Here is an 18,830-nt window from a genome sequence, read left to right as displayed (position 1 = left end):
TTTTATTTGTTGTGTTTAAAAATATATTTTTACCCATAAATTACATAAAAATTAATGCATAGAATAAAAATATTCAAAAAAATAAGCCATACTCAGAATGATTTTTCAATCATTCTGAGACGGCCCCTTTTTTTATACTTGAGCACTCACGGAAACTCCATAAGTCCCATGCTTACTCTTTTGATAAATTTATTTTTTCTTAATTTCCCCCCAATTTTTTAGCAAAATAACTTGACAAATCATTAGAAATTTGCGGCCACAATTCCTAGAAATACTTTTTAGGAGTTGTGTATTATGTTAAAAAATTGGAGATCTCATGCTGAATATCAGCAATTTATTATTTCAAATCTCAAACCAATATTAAAATCTAATCCAAGTAGAGTTATCGAAATGGAATCTACTATTTCAAAACTTTATTGTCTTGATTTGGATATATTAGGTGAGATATTAAAACCTTATTATTCTCAAACTGGCAGACCAGCTAAATTTCAACCTGAAATATTTCGCTCATTTTCTTTAATGCTTTTTCAAAAAGAAACAAGCATAACTAAATGGGTCAATAAACTTAAAAATGACTCTTTATTAGCAATTTGTATCGGCTGCGCTAGCGATAATACACCATCATTAGGTGCACATTATGACTTCATTTCAAGGCTATGGCTTGCAGATTTAAAAACTCACAGGGAAAACTTAAAACGTCCTGTTAGTTATAAAAAGAAACCTGCCAAAACAAAATCACCTGGCAAAAACAATAAACTTCCTAATAAAAGACCTGGTATAGTAAAGCGTATTGCTGACTTTTTTGAAAAAGGCCGCTCATTTAACAATAGAGCCGAAAAATTACTTCAAAAAATTTTTGCGATGGTAGCTGTTGAGCCTTCTTTTTCATTAAATTTAATTGATCAAAATAATCTTACGATTGCCGGTGACGGCACTTGTGTACACTGTCATTCTTCTTACTATGGTCATAAAACATGTGACTGTAGGCAAAAAGGAATTTATGACTGTAAATGTGCTCGTAAGCTATCTGATATTGAAGCTACTTGGGGTTGGGATAGCCATGAATCTCAATGGTTCTATGGCTATACACTATATACCCTTTCTACATATAACAAAAATTTAAAAACTGACTTGCCTTTATATCTTCGCTTTGTTGAAGCGAGCAGGCATGATAGTGTTACTGGAATAGTTGCATTAGCTGAATTCAGAGAACTGTTACCGCAGTTCCCAGTATCAAATTACCTACTTGATTCAGCCAACGATAACTATCCAACATATGAATTATGCTCCAAATGGAACATTAATCCCGTTATTGATTTGAATACCAAAAACAAAGGCAATTCAAAATATCCACCTTCCTTAACTGTTACAGAAAAGGGAGTTCCAATATGCATAGGCGGCCATGAAATGATTTATGATGGCTTTGAAAAAAGCCGTTCACGTATAAAATGGCGATGCCCATTGGCATGCAAAAAAATATCTAGCTGCTCATGTTCTAATAATTGTTCGCCTTCGCCTTACGGCAGAGTAATCCATACTAAACCAAGCTGGGATCTTCGTTTATTCACTAAGATTCCAAGAGATTCAAAGCAGTGGAAAACAATATATAAAATTAGAACTTGTTCTGAGCGTATCAATAACCGTATTCTTAATGATTATAAAATTCATTCACTAAGAATACGAGGAAAAAAGCATTATTCTTTTATGACTATGATTGCATCAATTAATATCCATTTAGATGCACGACTTAAAGACAGTAAATTTAATTTAATAAACTTATTGCATTAAGCACTCCGATAAAAAATGTAATTTTTTTAAAACTTGCATATTGCAGGTTTGTTTGCTATACCTTTTTTTACAAGTACCATGTTATATATTGAAGCTTCACAGAAAAAATAAATAAAATTTTCATTCACTCAATTTTTAATTTAGTTTCCGTGAGTGCTCATACTTATATAAATTACGTATTTTTAACATTGTTTTTGGTAATATTAATATTATCTACATTAAAATTAACATTGTAAAGTTAAGATAAATCTGAAAAATAATTTAAATTTTCAGGAGGAAACAATGAAAAAAAGGATATTATCGCTACTAATACCATTAACACTGGCTGGAACTATGGTTTCATCAGTAAGTTCTTATACTGTTAAGGGATCTGAGGTATCTTATAGCAGCACTGCTGTTGATGAAAATCTTAATTCTACCTCTACACCAGATCATATTATTTTATCTTGGACTAACAACCCAAAAACAACTCAGACTATTTCCTGGAGAACTATCTCCACAAACAAATCAGCTAAGCTCAAATATAGAAAATTAGGCAGTACTGTATGGTCTTCATTCAATAACATCAAGACTGAAAAACTTACAAGCAAAACAGGAAATAAAACAACTGAAGGCTCTCAGACTGTGTACAGTGCTGAGTTAAATAATTTATCTCCAAACACTAAGTATGAATACCAAATTATCGGCATTGATAAAGATGGCAATGAAAAGATGAGTTCAGTAAGCACTTTTAAGACTGAAAAAGAAAATACTACAAATTTTAAATTCTTAATATTCGGTGATTCACAAAGTGGTCTTAAAGAAAATCCCCAATATACTCCATGGCATAATACAGTAACAGCTGCTTATGAAAACAATAAAGATTCTTCTTTCATGATGAATATGGGCGATCTTGTGGAGAACGGAGAGAGCTATATGCACTGGGATAACTGGTTTAATGCAGCTGACGGTGTCATTAACAAACTTCCTGAAATGGCAGTCCAGGGCAATCATGAAACTTATCATGTAAGCGACAATGATAGCGGTTCTCCAAAAAATCTTGTGAGCCAGTTTAAGACTCCACAGAATGGATCATTTGGTCATCTGAGCCAATCTTATTCTTTTAATTATGGTAATGCACATATAGCTGTTCTTGACAGTCAGATAGATGAAGAAGCTTCAAATGATGACACATTCCTTACTGCACAGGCTGAGTGGCTTGATAAAGATCTTGCAGGCAGTAAGCAGAAATGGAATTTTGTAATGTTTCATAAAACACCCTATTATAATAAAAAGACTAGAAACAACCCTGCTATTAAAGATATCTTAACACCAGTTATCGAAAAGCATCATGTAGATGTTGTCTTCAACGGTCATGATCATGGTCTTTCCAGATCTTATGCAATTAAAGGTAGCACATACAATACAGATTACGCAAAAGGAACTGTATATTATGTAACAGGCAGAAGCGGAAATAAGTATTATACAGACCTTAACAATAAAATCTGGGATGCTTCTTTCATAGACTGTCAGGATAGTCCTTCATACGAAGTTGTATCTATAAATGATGGAAAACTGACAATAGATGCTTATAAATACAACATTATCGATACGTCATCTTCAAATAAAAATAATAAGCTTTATAAAGCACCAGTAAAAGTTGATTCATTGACAATTGACAAGGATAATCCTGCTAACAGTACAAAGATGAATATCAAAAAGTTCGATAAAACAAAGCTTTCTATTGCCGGAACAGTTCAAGACAACTATGATGTAACAATTAATAATAAAAAAGCTTATATAGATTTATCACTAATTTCTAAGTATTATGGCGGAACTTATGATAATAAATCACTTACTCTTACAGTAAATAAAAAGTCATATAAGTTCACAACAGCTGATACTCTAAATAATGACAGCAGTAAAATAAATGCTGACTCACTATACAAACAAGGAATTGATGTTTCTTATAATAATATATCAAACTGTGTATTAGTAGATTTTACTGGCAGAATAACTTCAGACATGATTTCAGCATTTAAAGGAATTAAAATCGGTGATGATACAAAAAATGTTTCAAACAACACAGCAGCTGATAATTCTAAAAACGACATAAACAATGAACCACAGTCTGATAAAAATAGTAGCAAGAAACAAGCCGTGTCTACATCATCAAATAAAGCTGATGTCAAAAATGATACTACGAATTTGGGCAAACAAACTGTAACAAAAGCAGCTGCTGATAAAACAAAATCAGTATCAACAGTAGCTATGCCAAAAACAGGCTCTGTAATAAATGACGTAACAATAGCTTCAGTGGCTGTAATCCTGATTATTTTAGGTGTTATCGCAGCAGATAGCGTTTATATGAAGAAAAAGAAGAACCAACAGTAATTAGACTGTAAAAAAACAACTCCTGTCTACTCTTTTGTGGCAGGAGTCTTTTTATTTAACTGTATGAACTATTATCTACGCATACCTCATTACATGATCTTCACTTCATTAACTGGCACAATATATCAAGTTCTTAACTATTAGAAGTAGCTAATTTATCAATTTCAAAATTAACAAAAAATGAGCCCAGTACAGTAAATTCACAAAAACAAAGATTTAATCATACATTCATACTGAGCTCAATATATTAATTTGTCTTTAAAGGAGTTAACTTAAATTATTTCAACTTCCAAATGTCTCTGTTATATTCTGCTATTGTTCTATCTGATGAGAAGAATCCAGCTTTGCTGATATTAACTAGAACTTTCTTGTTCCAAGCTTCTCTGTCTTCATAATCTTTGAAAACTTGTTCCTTTGTCTTTATATAGTCTTCAATATCAAGTAAAGTCATAAACCAATCTTTATTAATTAATTCTTTCCATAATCTTGTTAGATTTTCTTCATCTCCAACAGCTAACATTTCATCACTTACTAAGAAATCAACAAGTTCCTTGATGTTTTCTTTTTCATAATATTCCTTTGAAACATAATCTGCTTTTTCATAATGCTCTATAACCTGTTCACTAGATTCACCAAAGATATAGATGTTTCCATCTCCAACTAATTGATGTATTTCAACATTAGCACCATCTTCAGTTCCAAGAGTTAATGCACCATTAAGCATAAACTTCATGTTACCAGTACCACTTGCTTCTTTAGATGCTAGAGATATTTGTTCTGAAACATCACAAGCTGGAATTAACTTAGAAGCCTTTGTTACATTATAGTTTTCTACCATAACTACTTTTAAGTATTTGCTTACTACTGGATCGTTATCAATTATCTGCTGTAAGCAAAGTATAGCATGAATTATATCTTGTGCAATTATATAAGCTGGTGCAGCCTTTGCTCCAAATATCATAGTTATTGGAGTTGTAGGATATTTCCCATCTTTTATTTCAAGATACTTATTGATGATATATAAAACATTCATCTGTTGTCTCTTGTATTCATGAAGTCTCTTTATCTGAATATCAAATATAGAATGATCATCTATATCAATGCCTTCAGTTTCCTTAATGTATTTCTTTAAAGCAGTCTTATTATGCTGTTTGATTTCAGCAAGCTTATTTAATACCGCTTTATCATTTACGAACTTTCCTAAATCCTGAAGCTTGTCTGCATTAGTCTTGTAGTCTTCACCTATAAGTTCAGTGATGTAGTTTGCAAGTTCATTGTTGCAGTGTAATAACCATCTTCTAAATGTTATACCATTAGTCTTGTTATTGAACTTTTCTGGATATATATCGTAGAATGGCTTTAATTCAACCTTTTCAAGTATTTCAGTATGAAGTGCTGCAACACCGTTTACGCTGAATCCATAATGAATGTCCATATTTGCCATATGAACACGTTTTTCATCATCTATAATATAAACTCTTTCATCATCATATTTTAATCTTACCTGATTATCAAGTTCTCTTATTATTGGTAATAATTGAGGAACTGCTTTCTGTAAGAAATCTATTGGCCATTTTTCAAGTGCTTCAGCTAATATTGTATGGTTAGTATATGCACAAGTCTTTGATACTATATCAATAGCTTCTTTCATAGGTATTCCCTTTATTCCAAGAAGACGAATTAATTCAGGAATTACCATTGATGGATGTGTATCATTTATCTGAATTACTACATGTTCATTTAACTTATGTAGGTCATATCCATTTTCTTCTGCTTCCATTAAAATAAGCTGTGCAGCATTACTTACCATGAAGTACTGTTGATATATTCTTAAGATTCTTCCAGCATCATCACTATCATCTGGATATAAGAATAAAGTTAAGTTTTTCTTTATATCTTCCTTATCAAAATTGATTCCATCTTCAACTAATGTTTCATCTATTGTATCTATATCGAATAATCTAAGTTTATTGCATGCTTGATTATATCCTGTTACATCAATATCATATAAAGTTGAAGTAACATTAAATCCTGCAAATGGTACTGTAAATTTAATATCTGTTTTATTTAACCAGCTTTCTTTTGTTATCCAAGGATTCTTTTCTGTGTCCTGTTTGTTATCTTTGAATACCTGTTTAAATAATCCAAAGTGATAATTTAAACCAACACCATCACCATTTAATCCTAAAGTAGCTATAGAATCAAGGAAACATGCTGCAAGTCTTCCAAGACCGCCATTTCCCAAAGAAGGTTCTAATTCTATTTCTTCTATTTCAGTCAAATCTTTGCCATTTTCAGCCAAAGTTTTCTTTACATCATCATAAAGTCCTAAATTAATAAGATTGTTAGATAATAGTTTTCCTATTAAAAATTCTGCTGAAATATAGTATAATTTCTTGTCACCTTTATTTGTACCCTTATTCTTTATGCTCTTCTTAGTAAGTTCTAAAAGAGCTAAATAAATTTCTTCATTACTTGCTTCTTTAATTGTTTTTTCATATCTTTTTTCAAGAATTTCGGCTAATTTCTTTTCAACCATAGTACTCGACTCCTTATATAAAAATTAAATTTTTTTTGCAATTGCCTTATGATTTTATTATATAAATTTTTACAAAGTAGTTTTGTACATTTTTTATTTTTATTGTATATTTATGATGCAAAATGAAAAAATACTTAGTTTTTTAATATCGTTTTCATTTACTCTATTGCTAAGTTAGGTCTTGTCTTACTATAAATACCACGTTGCACTTCAACACACTTACGATTTCTAAGTCTAACATATGAATCAAACTTTTGATGTATAAAGGTAATATGACATAGCTATTAATAGCTTTTGCCTTTATATGATCACTATTGCTACATTGTATTTAAATTTTAATCGATCATTTATCCTCTTCCTTAATATAGATAAATTATCCATAAATGTACTTATGTCCAAAAAAAGGTAGACTCAATTGCGGATCTACCTTTTTTATTTGAGTTCATATCGAATACCTTCGATACAACCTAATTTTTTATTTATATTATTCTTCAAATACTTCAGGAGCTGGTGGACATGGTATTGAAGTATTAGTACATGGTGATGTTTGAGGGCATGTTGGAATTGTTGAATTTCCATCATTACATACAATATGAGATCCTTCAGTTGTAAGAACCGCAAGTTTCTCAGTTGTTGTTGCATAAATCTGTTTATTTATTATTAATGATAAATCACCTGCAGCCAGAAGATAATATCCATAAACTGGTTGAGGGTATCCAGGTATAAATAATGATTCAGGAGCTGCTGTAGATTCAGCTTCAGGTGTTCCTGTAGGTTCAGCTTTAGGTGCTGCTACTGGTGCTGGTGGCATTAACCATGGTATATTTGTATAAGTTGCAGAAATTGGCCTTATACAGTCAATTGTTAGACAATTCTCAAATTGCTCACTAATATTCAGTTTTGTACATGTTGGCAAACACATCCTTCCAGCAAAGTTCAAAGTTTCAGGAAATGATAATGCACCTAAAGAAGTTGGGTTGCCTAAAGGTGTAAACTTGTACTTGCCAAATTTCTTTTCTGCTGTACCTTTAAGTTCTGCTGTAAATGGATATCCTCCTATTGTACCCTGAATAGTCACCTTTAAATTGCATATTGCAAACTTAAGTTTTGTTTCACATATTTTTCTTAAAGCATATTGTCTAGAAGTAGGTGGATTGGTCTTAGTACAACAACATGCAGTTGTTCTTGCAGAACCTTCAAATTCATTATAAAGTTCTACTGACCCTGAATGTCCCCAGTCCCATTCATATCCACATGAACATGCAGCTTTAGTAGCTGTCAATGCTAATACGTTACCATCAAGATAACCAGTTATTGTTTTTGATGGTCCTGGAATATCAATTCCTATACAATCATAACTATAAGAAATTCCTTTAATACAAACAGCTCCAGAAGGTTCGTTTGTACCTGACCCTACTGGAAAGTTTGTTAAAAAAACAAGATTATCTGGACATGCTGTCTCATATTTATTAACTGTCATGCAATTTTGAACAACATTGGCTAATATCGGAACCAATACTTGATTACTCAAATTGGGATCAGTCTCAACTATTACAGGTGAATTGCATGGAGTACATGGACAATTTGCAGCACTGAACTTATTATTTGTACATCCTTTTGAAAAACATCCACGTACAGCAGTACCTGGTTCGCAATTATGATTACAATTACAATTTGCCATTATAAATTAACCTCCTTATTTTAATGAAAGTTTCTTTTTGCTTATGATATAAATTATGATATGAACTATGATTTGTTCTTTATTTTTAAGCATTCCTGGTATAATATAAATTTTTAGTCATATAGATATTATGAGAATATATTTTGGGGAGAAATTCTTAATGAGTTTTTCAAGAAACTTTATAACACTAATAAAAAATCGAAATAATGATATTTTTGAGATTAACAACCAAAATGGCTTAATCATATCGAGATATGGCAATAAAAATAAGCTTATATATTCTAAAAAAATATTTGATGGGCATTTCACCTTTATAGACTACTGGTTTGAAATAGATAACAATGACAACATATACGGTATAGTAAATGATAAAAAAGGCTCTCTTATATACATCCTTATTAAGGATAGAATCATAGTCAAAAAGCGACTACTTAATTTCAATACAATCCAAATATCTATAAAATATGTATCTATAAAAATAATAAATAATTCTATTAATATATTTTACTATTGTTCTGAAAAATCATCTCCACATAAATGCAATCTTATTCATTATCATAAAAATACCAATGGCTGGCGTAAAAACATTATTAACCTGGTAAGTTATAATACGCTCACAAATTACGTAACTTTATATAATTCAAGTAAAAACATGAGTATATTATATTATAAATTATGTAATAATCATGAAGAACTCTTCCTTTCACTTTTTAACAAAGAGAGCTTAAGATGGGAAAAACCTATACAGTTAACAAATTCTCGTCATGACAAAATATACCTTTCCGCTCTAATTGATAAAAAAAATAACTATCATATTTTATTTTCTGAAAAAGATCTCTATAAATATCAGTGTTCCTACATACAAGGCTATATTGATAATAATCATTTTACTATATTGCACTACAATACTTTAGGAGATGCTACAGCTTGTTCATTTCCAACAATACTAGAACAGAATTCAAGAATAAGTGCTCAATGGAGCGAGTATAATAATCTATATTTTTGTATTTCAGACGATTCAGGTGATACTTGGGGGCCAGTATTAATAAATCCTAAGATATATATCTCGACCTTTACATGCTGCAACTATAAAACAAATCCCAATAGAGATAATGAAATAAACTCCTATTCTGTATTCTTAGATCTTGATACATTTAAAATACTAGGCACTTAAATCAACAATATGTATTGTAAATTAATTTTATTTGGAGGCATAAATGATAAAATCAAATAAAATTCCATGTGAATTCTCATCATTCATCGATAAACTGCAGCCAGGCAGAAACTACTCAAACTATAAAATAGTATCTATTGGTAACACCAATGAAACTTCACTGGGTTACCACTCTTTTAAAACATTATTAAGTTTCAACACTGGCACCATAGATAAAAATCAAATCATTAACGCTTATCTTTCCATTTTTATTAGGAAGGTAGAAACAGCTGGCCATGCATCATGTAATATTGGGCTATACATCGGTAATGACTTTGAAGACTATGAAACAATTACATGGACAACATTAAAAACTGATGATCCAACAGCTATCTTAAGCATAAGTATTCCCAGCCATATTACAAATTCCCTTGTACGGATAAATATAACGAAGCTTATAAAAAATCATTCTAAAAATCTAGAAACCTTAAATCTTGTTTTATTTCCTGCTAACTATGATGAAAAATATGCAGTAATCTTAAGCTCAGCTAATGCTAAAAATCCACCTTTCATAGAATTTCAGCTAAAAGATTCTGAGATTGAAGATGAAATGGAACTTACTAACGATAAAAATACACCAGATTCTGCTGATGTAAGATATTCCACACTATTATCAAAAATAAATAACCATGAATCAATGATCATCGATATGCACAATAATATGACTACAATTATGAACAACCTTATGGAAAACAGAAAACAATCATCTAATATAGATAGTACTATTAAATCTATCTCAAACTCCATTAATATAACAAACAGTAACACTACCAAGATATATGATGCATTATTGGAAAGACTAAATAATAATGAAACTTTGATTAAGGACATACAAAATAATATAAATAGGATTTTAGACAAACTTACTGAACTTAATAATATATTCACGTTAATTAATCATGAATCTGATACAAGTAGTAGCGGTTCAGCTTTTCCTGATGAAAAGTTTACTGAAATCACTGCAAAACTTGATGAAACAAGAAGTTCCCTTGATAAACTGAAAAGTTTATTATCCACACTTTCAATTCAAAATATAGAATAAAAAAAGGTTTCAAGATATATTCCAGAGACTTCGTCGTTCACAGCATTAAAATTTCACCTTTTTCAATGCAATTTTCTAAACATTAAAATAGAAAGCTGGCATAGAGTTTATGCCAGCTTTTCTTATATAAATAATTAGTCTTTTTAACCCTTTACAGCTCCGGCTGCAACTCCTTTTATAATGTGTTTCTGACAAGTCAGATAGAACACAACTATAGGTATTATTGCAAGAACAAGTAATGCCATCATTGCTCCCATATCTACTGCTCCATAGCCACCTCTTAAATACTGAAGTGCTATTGGGATAGTTGCATAGTCGCTTCCTATTACCAGGTATGGCAACAGGTAATCATTCCATATCCACATAACATTTAAAATAGTCACTGTTACGTAAATTGGTTTTAACAGTGGAAATACTATTGTAAAGAATACCTTAAGTGGAGAACATCCATCAATCATGGCTGCTTCCTCAATTTCAATCGGCACTGACTTTACGAATCCTGCAAACATGAAAACTGAAAGTCCTGCACCAAAACCAAGATATATTACGATAATACCAATTATATTATCAAGATGAAGCATATTTGCCATCTTACTCATAGTAAACATAACCATCTGAAAAGGTACAATCATAGAAAACACAAATAAATAATATAATCCATTTGAGAACTTTGTCTTAACTCTTGTAATATACCATGCTGTCATTGAAGTACATAATATGATAAGTCCTGTAGATGCTACTGTTATAAATAAACTTCTTAGGAATGCCCCCACAAAACCAGCCTTTTCTATACCATTTCTGAAGTTATCAAGTCCGACAAATGAAGTCTTATTTGGCAGCGCAAATATCTGTGTACTGATATAAGCCTTACCTTTAAATGAATTATATAAAACCATAACTATTGGAGCTAAAAATAAAACTGTCAACGCAATCAATATTACATATATAGGTATACTCTTTTTTCTCTGCATTAATTTTCTACCTCTTTTCTTCTAGTTATAGTAAGCTGTACCAACATAATTAAAGCTACAATTATGAAGAATATAACTGCTTTAGCTTGTCCAACACCTTCCCAGCCTACTCTTCCATAGAATGTCTTATAAATATCAAGCGCCAGCATTGCAGTCTTGTTTGAAGGTGCACCATCTGTTAATGCTAGGTTCTGATCAAATAGTTTAAATGCATTTGATAATGTCAAGAATAAACATATTGTAATTGAAGGCATAACTAATGGAATTATTACTTTTCTTAATATAGTAAACTTTGTAGCCCCATCAATTTGAGCTGCTTCAATTAAATCTGTAGGTATATTTTGTATACCTGCAATATATATAATCATCATATATCCAATAAGCTGCCAGTTCATAAGTATAATTAATCCCCAAAATCCATACTTAGGATCATATGTTAGGTTAACACCCAGCTTATATAAGATACCATTTAAGATTATCTGCCATATATATCCCAAAACTATACCACCAATAAGGTTTGGCATAAAGAATACTGTTCTAAATATATTGGTTCCTTTTAATTTTCTTGTAAGAAGATATGCAAGGGTAAACGCAAAAATATTAATTGTAATTACTGAAACAACTGCAAATTTAGATGTAAACCACAATGCATTTGTAAAATCAGCATTCTGAAATGCTCTTACATAATTCTTTACTCCAATAAATTTAGCATCAGTAACTGTATTAAATTTTGTGAATGATAAATAAATTCCCATTATAAAAGGTATTAAGAATGCAATACAAAAAGCTATAAGAGTCGGCAATACAAATATAGGAAAATATTTTTTTAATGACTTTTGCATATTTACAGCCCCTTTCTTTTGATTAAATTAGTATTTAAACAGTCTCAAGATAAGTAAAGGGCTGATACAAATCAGCATCGCCCTTTACATTCAAATGCTAGTTGTTTGATTTTTCTGCCTGCCATGAATCCTTAACTACTTTAACTACATCATTCCACTTCTTAGTGCCTTGAACATACTCAAGTAATGCTGCACTGAATTCATTCTTAAACTGTTCGCTTGGGAATGCCTGGAATATCCAGTTTACATTCTTAATGTCTTTCTTAGCCATCCAGCCCATAACTTCCTTAGAAAGCGGATCTGATGGTTTCTCATTTTCCTTAAATGAATCAAATGGAGCTATAAATCCTAACTTACCAGTAACATAAGACTTACCTTTATCACTAGTAAACAACCAGTTTATAAAATCTTTAGCTGCCTTCTGTTTTCCCTCAGAAGCCTTTTTATTTACTGCAAAATAGTTTTCAGTACCAACACATATACCCTGTTTTTGATCATTAGTTACACCAGTATATATTGGAAGCATTTTAATCTTATCTTCCTTAACCTTATTGCCACTTACTTTAGCTATCTGTGACCAAGCCCAGTTACCATTCTGAGTCATAGCACATTGTCCTAATGCAAACTCAGACATTGCATCATCAACTGATTTACTGCCTAGTAATCCTTTTTCAGTGCAAGAATTATTTAAATATAAATCAAATATATTCTTATAGTTATCAGCATACTTAAAATCAACAGTCTTGCTGTTAAGACCTGAATCAATTACAGAACCAGTTCCAGCCTTATCCTTGAATTCATAGTACATAGGGACATTAGCTAGATGAGTATCCCAACGCCAGCCATTACCAGATGCCATTGCTGTTGACGCAAATACTCCTTTAATTCCTAACTTGTCTTTATTCTTCTGCATATCTTCAGCTACTGCTTTTAAAGTCTTAAAGTCTTTAATATCATCTATAGTCTTTGCATCAGTCTTCTTTTCAGCTAATGCAAAATACTTGTCCATTATTTCTTGATTATATATTATTCCATATCCTTCAACTGTATAAGGGATACCAAATACGCCACCATTAGAAGTAACTGCTAAGCTCTTATCACTTAGGTGTTTATATAAGTCTGAATCCTTTAAATCTGCACAATAATCTTTCCAGTTGTTATATCCCATTGGTCCATTAATCTGGAATAAAGTTGGAGCATCATCCTTAGCCATTTCTGACTTTAATGTCTGCTCATAAGTCTTACTTGCAGCAGTCTTAACTTTTACCTTTACGCCTGTTTCTTTCTCATAGTCAGCAGCGATATCCTTATAGACATCTGCAATTTCAGGTTTAAAATTTAAGTAGTACACTTCTTTAGCTCCATTATCCTTCTTATCAGTAGTGTCTGTAGTTTTGCCGCATCCTGCGAGTGTTCCAACCAACATAGCTGCTGCCATACTAATTGCTAAAATTTTCTTTGTTTTCATAATAAAATCCCCCATTTTAGTATCTATTATAAAACTGCTATTAAAAACGTTTAACAACAGTTTATAAACAAAAGAAATTGAACATTTATAAGCGTTTAACTACATTTATCTATACATTATACAAATTAAGTTCATATATTATTCATACTTCTGAAATATTTATTACAATTTATATACATTATTTGTTAACGAATTTTAGTAAACGTTTAAGCAAGAACAATTAACTTTTTACACATATTATATTCCTTTATATGGATATAATTCAATACTTTACCATATTTTTTTGTGTTTTATATAAATTTTAATATTTTTTGTACGTTTTATTGAATAATTGTTCGTTATTTTCTATTTTGGATAAACAATTTTAAATACAATACCCATTTGGGGGAAACGTCAATAAAACAGCACTGCTCAATCTTAAATTGTTTTATTATCTTAAAACTCTATAAAATCAGATAAAAACTTGACCAATTTATAATTCTATGCTAAATATAATAAAACGATCTGCATGTGCCTATACTTCCCCTATCGCAAACTACGCTTTTATATAAATTTTCACATCTGTATTCACCTTTATTTATCATATCTTCTATAGATAATATTCCTGATAATATTTCTCGCATCTTAAAACCACATATACTCATTGGTGTATGTGAAATCAGGCTAAGTTTCTCAAAAGAACTAGCTCCAATAACAGCTGCAACATGTCCAGGGCAGATAAAACCGTCTATACGGACATCATCATAAGTCATAAGCCTTTTCATAACGTTTATCATAGTTCTTAGTGAGAGGAGTACAGAAAAATTAGAGAGTTCTCTCTCTTTAGCATATTTTATGGTAAGTGCAATCGACGGAGCTGTTGTCTCAAAACCTACTCCAAGCAGCACTACTTCCTTATCTTTGTTCTGCTCTGCTATTTTTAATGAATCAAGTGGTGAAAAGATAACGTGCACGTCACCTCCCATAGCTTTCTCCATACTGAGGGAACCTAAACTGCCCGGTACTCTAATCATATCCCCAAAAGTAACAATTATAACTCCGCTTTTTCTTGATAATTCTATAGCACTGTCAATATAACTAGTAGGCGTTACACATACAGGGCATCCAGGTCCTGCTATAAGATTTATTTTTTTATCAATAAGTTTATCTATACAGTATTTAAAGATATTTCTTGTATGTGTACCGCAGACTTCCATTATGTTAATCTGTCTAATACTGTTTTTGTTAATCAGTTTAATCAATTTTCTACATACATCTGACTCTTCCATAACTGCCTCCCCTTTATCAGCATATCCTTGGCAGGACTTCTCCCTGTGATGTTCTAATAATTTTCAATGCACCATAACTATTCTGCATATAGACTATTCCCTTATGTTCATCAATTACTTCACCGATAATAACTGCTTCTCTGCATTCTTTGTTTTTATGCATAGCATCTAAAACAAGATCAGCAATATTCTTATCTGCAATACATAAAAGCCGGCCCTCATTTGCTGCATACAACGGATCAAGACCGATTAAATCAAAGAATTCAGCAACCTCTTTCTTTACAGGTATTCTCTATCAATATTCTCGTAATTTATAAGATATCCAACAGTCCCAAATACCCATAATGGATTTGCGGGACATCCTGGAATCTGAATAATATCATTTCTTCCAAGAAAGTCTTTAACGCCTTTTGCCTGTGAAGGATTTGGTGCTGCTGCTGAAGGCCCACCATAACATGGACATGTTCCTATTGAGATGATATGTTTTGCATTCTTTGCTGCCTCTCTTATAATCTCCATTGCTGTTATAGTCTTGCCCTTATATGTTACAATAGTAGTATAAAGACCACCTGCTGCCACAGGGATAGCGCCACTAACAAAAAGAATGTATTCCGTGTTGTATACAGAAAGTATTTTTTCATATGCCTTTTCTCCTTCTGCACCCGAAATACTTCCAAAAAAAATCCATATTAACAAGCTTCTGCAACATATAAAGTATATCCGGATCCTGTCCATTAAGCAGCGAAATAACTTCACCAAAACATCCTGATGTTTCAATCCACACTGCATTTATTTTCTTTTGTTTCCAGATGCTATCTGCTTTGCTACTTCATCAGCATTCTGCCTTGCAAATTTATCTGGCTCTGCCCTTCCTCTTGCGCATCCAGCATGACCCATACAGCCTATTTTATAATCATATTCATCAGTAAAAGAATTTTGCATTATTAAATTCTCCTAAAAATCATGTCAATAAGAGCATATTCCAGAAATATCATAATTATAACTGTTTACTAATTTAGATAGTTGAATTAAAAAGTTGTCTATACTATACTTAAATTACTATAAGATTTATACTTAATTTAATGGGATGAAGGGAGTTTATTTATGATAAAATTAATAGCAACTGATATGGATGGAACTTTACTAAACGAGCATGGAAAACTTCCAGAAGATTTCTTTGAAACTATAGAAAAGCTAAAAGCAAAGAATGTAAAATTCGCAGTAGCTAGTGGCAGACCTTATGTTACGCTATATGAAAATTTTAAACCTTACTCTGATGATATTTATTATATTTGTGATAATGGAGCTTACGTGGTAGGCCATGATGGACAACCTGAAATAAGTGTTATTAATAAGGATGTAGTAAATAAAATTATAGATGCATCAGCAGGAATGGAAAATGTAGAATTGATTTTATGTGGTAAAAAATTCATGTATCATAGAAAATGTTGTGCGGAAATACAAAAAGAAATAGATAAATACTATATTAATAAAAAAATCGTCTCAGACTTAAAAGATATTGATGATGACATCTTTAAAATAGCTGTCTGCGATTTAAACGGCTCATCAGAACATTCTTATAAGATTCTTGAACCACTTTTTGGTTCTGACTTTAAAGTCGTAGTATCAGGTACAATATGGGTCGATATTATGAATAAAAACATAAATAAAGGTGCTGCCTTAAAACAGTTGCAGAAAGAAGATAATATAACTTTTGAAGAAACAATGGTATTTGGTGACTTTTACAATGATGTAGACATGCTTAAAGAAGGCTATTACAGCTTCGTTATGGAAAATGCCAATGATGATATGAAACAATATGGAAGATTTATTGCAGACAGCAATAAAAACAATGGCGTCATCAAAGCAATAAACGAATATGTACTATAAAAAAATGGACAAACATAATGTTTGTCCATTTTTTATGATCAGTGATCATTTCTCAATCACTAATTAAGGGTTCAACTCACTCTCGTGAGTTGCAAAAAGAGGACAAATCCTCTTTAAAACTCTCATTATTAATAATAAAGAGGTTTGGAGGCTTCGCCTGTATAGGGTAAGCTAAAAGTAGACCAGAAGTTTCATTAAAAAGTAGGCCACCTCTTATAGAAAATACTTCTTAAACACATAATAAATTGGAAATAATATTATGTATTAAGGAGTTGCAGAAGGTGATAAGTTTGATGAATAAGCAAGACATTATTCTCATGTACATAAGAGATCGAAAATCAAAGATTTGGAATGCCTGCTTGGTCAAGACGTAAGCGAACATGCCAAATCAAAGATTTGGAATGCCTGCTTGGTCAAGACGTAAGCGAACATGCCAAATCAAAGATTTGGAATGCCTGCTTAAGCGCAACACCATTAATTACCTCCTTCATTGATCCTTGAAAATAAGATAACATCGAGAAATTTCATATGAAATCCTAATACGTACTTATCTATTAGTTCAAATCTTATTTCAGTACTTCTTCTATGAATTGTCCGTTCTTATAGAACAGTTCTCCGTCAGCGTAGATTTCTCCACCGTCTCTCATATCGCAAAGCATATCCCAGTGGATATTAGATCTATTCTTTCCACCTGCTTCTGGCATGGAATCACCTATTGCCATATGAACAGTTCCACCTATCTTTTCATCGAAAAGCATGTTCTTAGTAAACTTCTTGATACCATAATTAGTTCCAATCGCAACTTCTCCGAAATGACTTGCCCCCTCATCTATTTTAAGAAGAGTATCTAAAAGATCCTGACCCTTTTTTGCGAACGACTTAACTACCTTTCCATCCTTAACATCAAGTTCAATACCTTCTATTTCCTTGCCGGCATAAATTCCTGGGAATGAAAAAGTTATATGTCCATTAATGCCGTCTTCTACTGGCGATGTAAATATTTCACCATCTGGAAAATTAACTCTTCCATCACAATTGATCCACTTTCTGCCGCTAACATTAACCTTTATATCAGTACCCTTTGAAATTATATGGATTTCACTTTTTGTATCAAGATACTTAACCCATCTTTCCTGCTTTGCACTGACCTTTTTCCACTCTTCGATAGGATCATCTGCATATAAAAGTCCTGCACCATAAACAAAATCTTCATATTCCTCAAGACTCATAGAAGCTTCCTGTGCATCTGAATATGTAGGAAATTGAGTTCCACACCATCTTAAAGACCCATTTCCCATTCTTTCAGAATAATATTTTCTCCATGACTTATCGCCTTCCATAGAAGCACTTAGTTTTTCAGAGGGAATGTTAGAATTGTTCTTAGTATTTCTGCCTCCCCATGCACTAAGCCATACATCAGCTTCCTTTAGAATAGCTGCTGTCATAATCCCCTTAGTTTTAAGCTGCTCCTCTGATGAATACTTAAGTATTGCATTCTTAGCATCCTGAGATGATAACTGATATTCAATTACAGCTCCAGCCTTGCTTGCTTCTTTTGCAACCTCCACAAGCCATGGTGCAGCAACTTCATCACATGAGATATAAACTCTATCACCTTTTTTTACCCCTGCTGAATAATTAACAAGAAGTTTTGCGAGTTTACTTAATCTTTGATCTGCCATTTTAATTTCCTCCTTAAAATATTATCGATATATATGCCTATACACCAATATTTATATAAGATAATAATATCAC

Annotated in this window: 15 protein-coding genes; 5 read left to right on the top strand and 10 right to left on the bottom strand. The window is 31.7% G+C overall.

Annotated features, from left to right (window positions below):
* The first annotated feature begins 294 nt into the window (after positions 1–294).
* Complete coding sequence (locus tag FYJ33_RS09455; RefSeq protein WP_154531502.1) at positions 295–1,788, top strand: transposase; 1,494 nt, start codon at positions 295–297, stop codon at positions 1,786–1,788.
* 282 nt (positions 1,789–2,070) lie between these two features.
* Positions 2,071–4,161 carry a fibronectin type III domain-containing protein gene (locus FYJ33_RS09450; RefSeq protein ID WP_154531501.1) on the top strand — a complete coding sequence of 697 codons (2,091 nt, stop codon included), beginning with the start codon at positions 2,071–2,073 and terminating at the stop codon, positions 4,159–4,161.
* A 277-nt stretch (positions 4,162–4,438) separates the two neighbouring features.
* Here the strand turns inward: FYJ33_RS09450 and FYJ33_RS09445 are convergent, their stop codons facing one another.
* Both FYJ33_RS09445 and FYJ33_RS09440 read right to left on the bottom strand, forming a co-directional pair.
* Positions 4,439–6,700 (bottom strand): glycogen/starch/alpha-glucan phosphorylase, encoded by a 2,262-nt coding sequence (locus FYJ33_RS09445; protein ID WP_154531500.1) that lies wholly within the window; start codon positions 6,698–6,700, stop codon positions 4,439–4,441.
* A gap of 484 nt (positions 6,701–7,184) precedes the next feature.
* Positions 7,185–8,381 carry a hypothetical protein gene (locus tag FYJ33_RS09440; RefSeq protein WP_154531499.1) on the bottom strand — a complete coding sequence of 399 codons (1,197 nt, stop codon included), beginning with the start codon at positions 8,379–8,381 and terminating at the stop codon, positions 7,185–7,187.
* A 160-nt stretch (positions 8,382–8,541) separates the two neighbouring features.
* Between FYJ33_RS09440 and FYJ33_RS09435 the strand changes: the two genes are divergently transcribed.
* The gene (locus tag FYJ33_RS09435) at positions 8,542–9,555 is read left to right on the top strand and encodes a hypothetical protein (protein WP_154531498.1); all 1,014 of its coding nucleotides are present in this window, start codon (positions 8,542–8,544) and stop codon (positions 9,553–9,555) included.
* Between the two features lie 43 nt (positions 9,556–9,598).
* Positions 9,599–10,636 (top strand): DNRLRE domain-containing protein, encoded by a 1,038-nt coding sequence (locus FYJ33_RS09430; protein ID WP_154531497.1) that lies wholly within the window; start codon positions 9,599–9,601, stop codon positions 10,634–10,636.
* Positions 10,637–10,779: 143 nt separating this feature from the next.
* On the opposite strand, the gene FYJ33_RS09425 is transcribed toward FYJ33_RS09430, so the two are convergent.
* From FYJ33_RS09425 to FYJ33_RS16360, 7 genes are all read right to left on the bottom strand, one after another.
* Positions 10,780–11,607: a carbohydrate ABC transporter permease gene (locus tag FYJ33_RS09425; RefSeq protein WP_154531496.1), complete on the bottom strand. Its 828-nt coding sequence runs from the start codon at positions 11,605–11,607 to the stop codon at positions 10,780–10,782.
* Positions 11,607–12,449 carry a carbohydrate ABC transporter permease gene (locus FYJ33_RS09420; RefSeq protein ID WP_154531495.1) on the bottom strand — a complete coding sequence of 281 codons (843 nt, stop codon included), beginning with the start codon at positions 12,447–12,449 and terminating at the stop codon, positions 11,607–11,609. The genes FYJ33_RS09425 and FYJ33_RS09420 overlap by 1 nt, the downstream gene beginning before the upstream one ends.
* A 97-nt stretch (positions 12,450–12,546) precedes the next feature.
* Positions 12,547–13,917 carry an ABC transporter substrate-binding protein gene (locus FYJ33_RS09415; protein WP_154531494.1) on the bottom strand — a complete coding sequence of 457 codons (1,371 nt, stop codon included), beginning with the start codon at positions 13,915–13,917 and terminating at the stop codon, positions 12,547–12,549.
* Between the two features lie 485 nt (positions 13,918–14,402).
* Positions 14,403–15,185, bottom strand: coding sequence for a hydrogenase formation protein HypD (gene hypD / locus FYJ33_RS09410; RefSeq protein WP_154531493.1), 783 nt, complete (start codon positions 15,183–15,185; stop codon positions 14,403–14,405).
* A gap of 16 nt (positions 15,186–15,201) precedes the next feature.
* Complete coding sequence (locus tag FYJ33_RS09405) at positions 15,202–15,474, bottom strand: AIR synthase-related protein (protein ID WP_328598683.1); 273 nt, start codon at positions 15,472–15,474, stop codon at positions 15,202–15,204.
* Positions 15,465–15,881 carry an NADH-quinone oxidoreductase subunit B family protein gene (locus FYJ33_RS16365; RefSeq protein WP_235900820.1) on the bottom strand — a complete coding sequence of 139 codons (417 nt, stop codon included), beginning with the start codon at positions 15,879–15,881 and terminating at the stop codon, positions 15,465–15,467. Before FYJ33_RS16365 ends, FYJ33_RS09405 begins: the two co-directional genes overlap by 10 nt.
* A gap of 93 nt (positions 15,882–15,974) precedes the next feature.
* Positions 15,975–16,127, bottom strand: a complete 153-nt coding sequence (locus FYJ33_RS16360; RefSeq protein ID WP_235900819.1) for a hypothetical protein — start codon at positions 16,125–16,127, stop codon at positions 15,975–15,977.
* Between the two features lie 162 nt (positions 16,128–16,289).
* Here FYJ33_RS16360 and FYJ33_RS09395 point away from each other — a divergent pair, with 162 nt between their 5' ends.
* Complete coding sequence (locus FYJ33_RS09395; protein WP_154531491.1) at positions 16,290–17,075, top strand: HAD family hydrolase; 786 nt, start codon at positions 16,290–16,292, stop codon at positions 17,073–17,075.
* A 566-nt stretch (positions 17,076–17,641) separates the two neighbouring features.
* Here the strand turns inward: FYJ33_RS09395 and FYJ33_RS09390 are convergent.
* Positions 17,642–18,757, bottom strand: a complete 1,116-nt coding sequence (locus tag FYJ33_RS09390; RefSeq protein ID WP_154531490.1) for an aminopeptidase — start codon at positions 18,755–18,757, stop codon at positions 17,642–17,644.
* Positions 18,758–18,830: the final 73 nt, after the last annotated feature.

The organism is Inconstantimicrobium porci (genome assembly GCF_009696465.1).
GTDB lineage: Bacteria > Bacillota > Clostridia > Clostridiales > Clostridiaceae > Inconstantimicrobium > Inconstantimicrobium porci.
This window is presented reverse-complemented; position numbering and strand designations above follow the sequence as displayed.

Coding starts and splice junctions, on each gene's coding strand:
- FYJ33_RS09395 (WP_154531491.1), top strand. CDS start 16,290: ATGATAAAATTAATAGCAACTGATATGGATGGAACTTTACTAAACGAG.
- FYJ33_RS09430 (WP_154531497.1), top strand. CDS start 9,599: ATGATAAAATCAAATAAAATTCCATGTGAATTCTCATCATTCATCGAT.
- hypD (WP_154531493.1), bottom strand. CDS start 15,185: ATGGAAGAGTCAGATGTATGTAGAAAATTGATTAAACTGATTAACAAA.
- FYJ33_RS09455 (WP_154531502.1), top strand. CDS start 295: ATGTTAAAAAATTGGAGATCTCATGCTGAATATCAGCAATTTATTATT.
- FYJ33_RS09420 (WP_154531495.1), bottom strand. CDS start 12,449: ATGCAAAAGTCATTAAAAAAATATTTTCCTATATTTGTATTGCCGACT.
- FYJ33_RS09390 (WP_154531490.1), bottom strand. CDS start 18,757: ATGGCAGATCAAAGATTAAGTAAACTCGCAAAACTTCTTGTTAATTAT.
- FYJ33_RS09415 (WP_154531494.1), bottom strand. CDS start 13,917: ATGAAAACAAAGAAAATTTTAGCAATTAGTATGGCAGCAGCTATGTTG.
- FYJ33_RS09425 (WP_154531496.1), bottom strand. CDS start 11,607: ATGCAGAGAAAAAAGAGTATACCTATATATGTAATATTGATTGCGTTG.
- FYJ33_RS09450 (WP_154531501.1), top strand. CDS start 2,071: ATGAAAAAAAGGATATTATCGCTACTAATACCATTAACACTGGCTGGA.
- FYJ33_RS09445 (WP_154531500.1), bottom strand. CDS start 6,700: ATGGTTGAAAAGAAATTAGCCGAAATTCTTGAAAAAAGATATGAAAAA.
- FYJ33_RS16360 (WP_235900819.1), bottom strand. CDS start 16,127: ATGCAAAATTCTTTTACTGATGAATATGATTATAAAATAGGCTGTATG.
- FYJ33_RS09440 (WP_154531499.1), bottom strand. CDS start 8,381: ATGGCAAATTGTAATTGTAATCATAATTGCGAACCAGGTACTGCTGTA.
- FYJ33_RS09435 (WP_154531498.1), top strand. CDS start 8,542: ATGAGTTTTTCAAGAAACTTTATAACACTAATAAAAAATCGAAATAAT.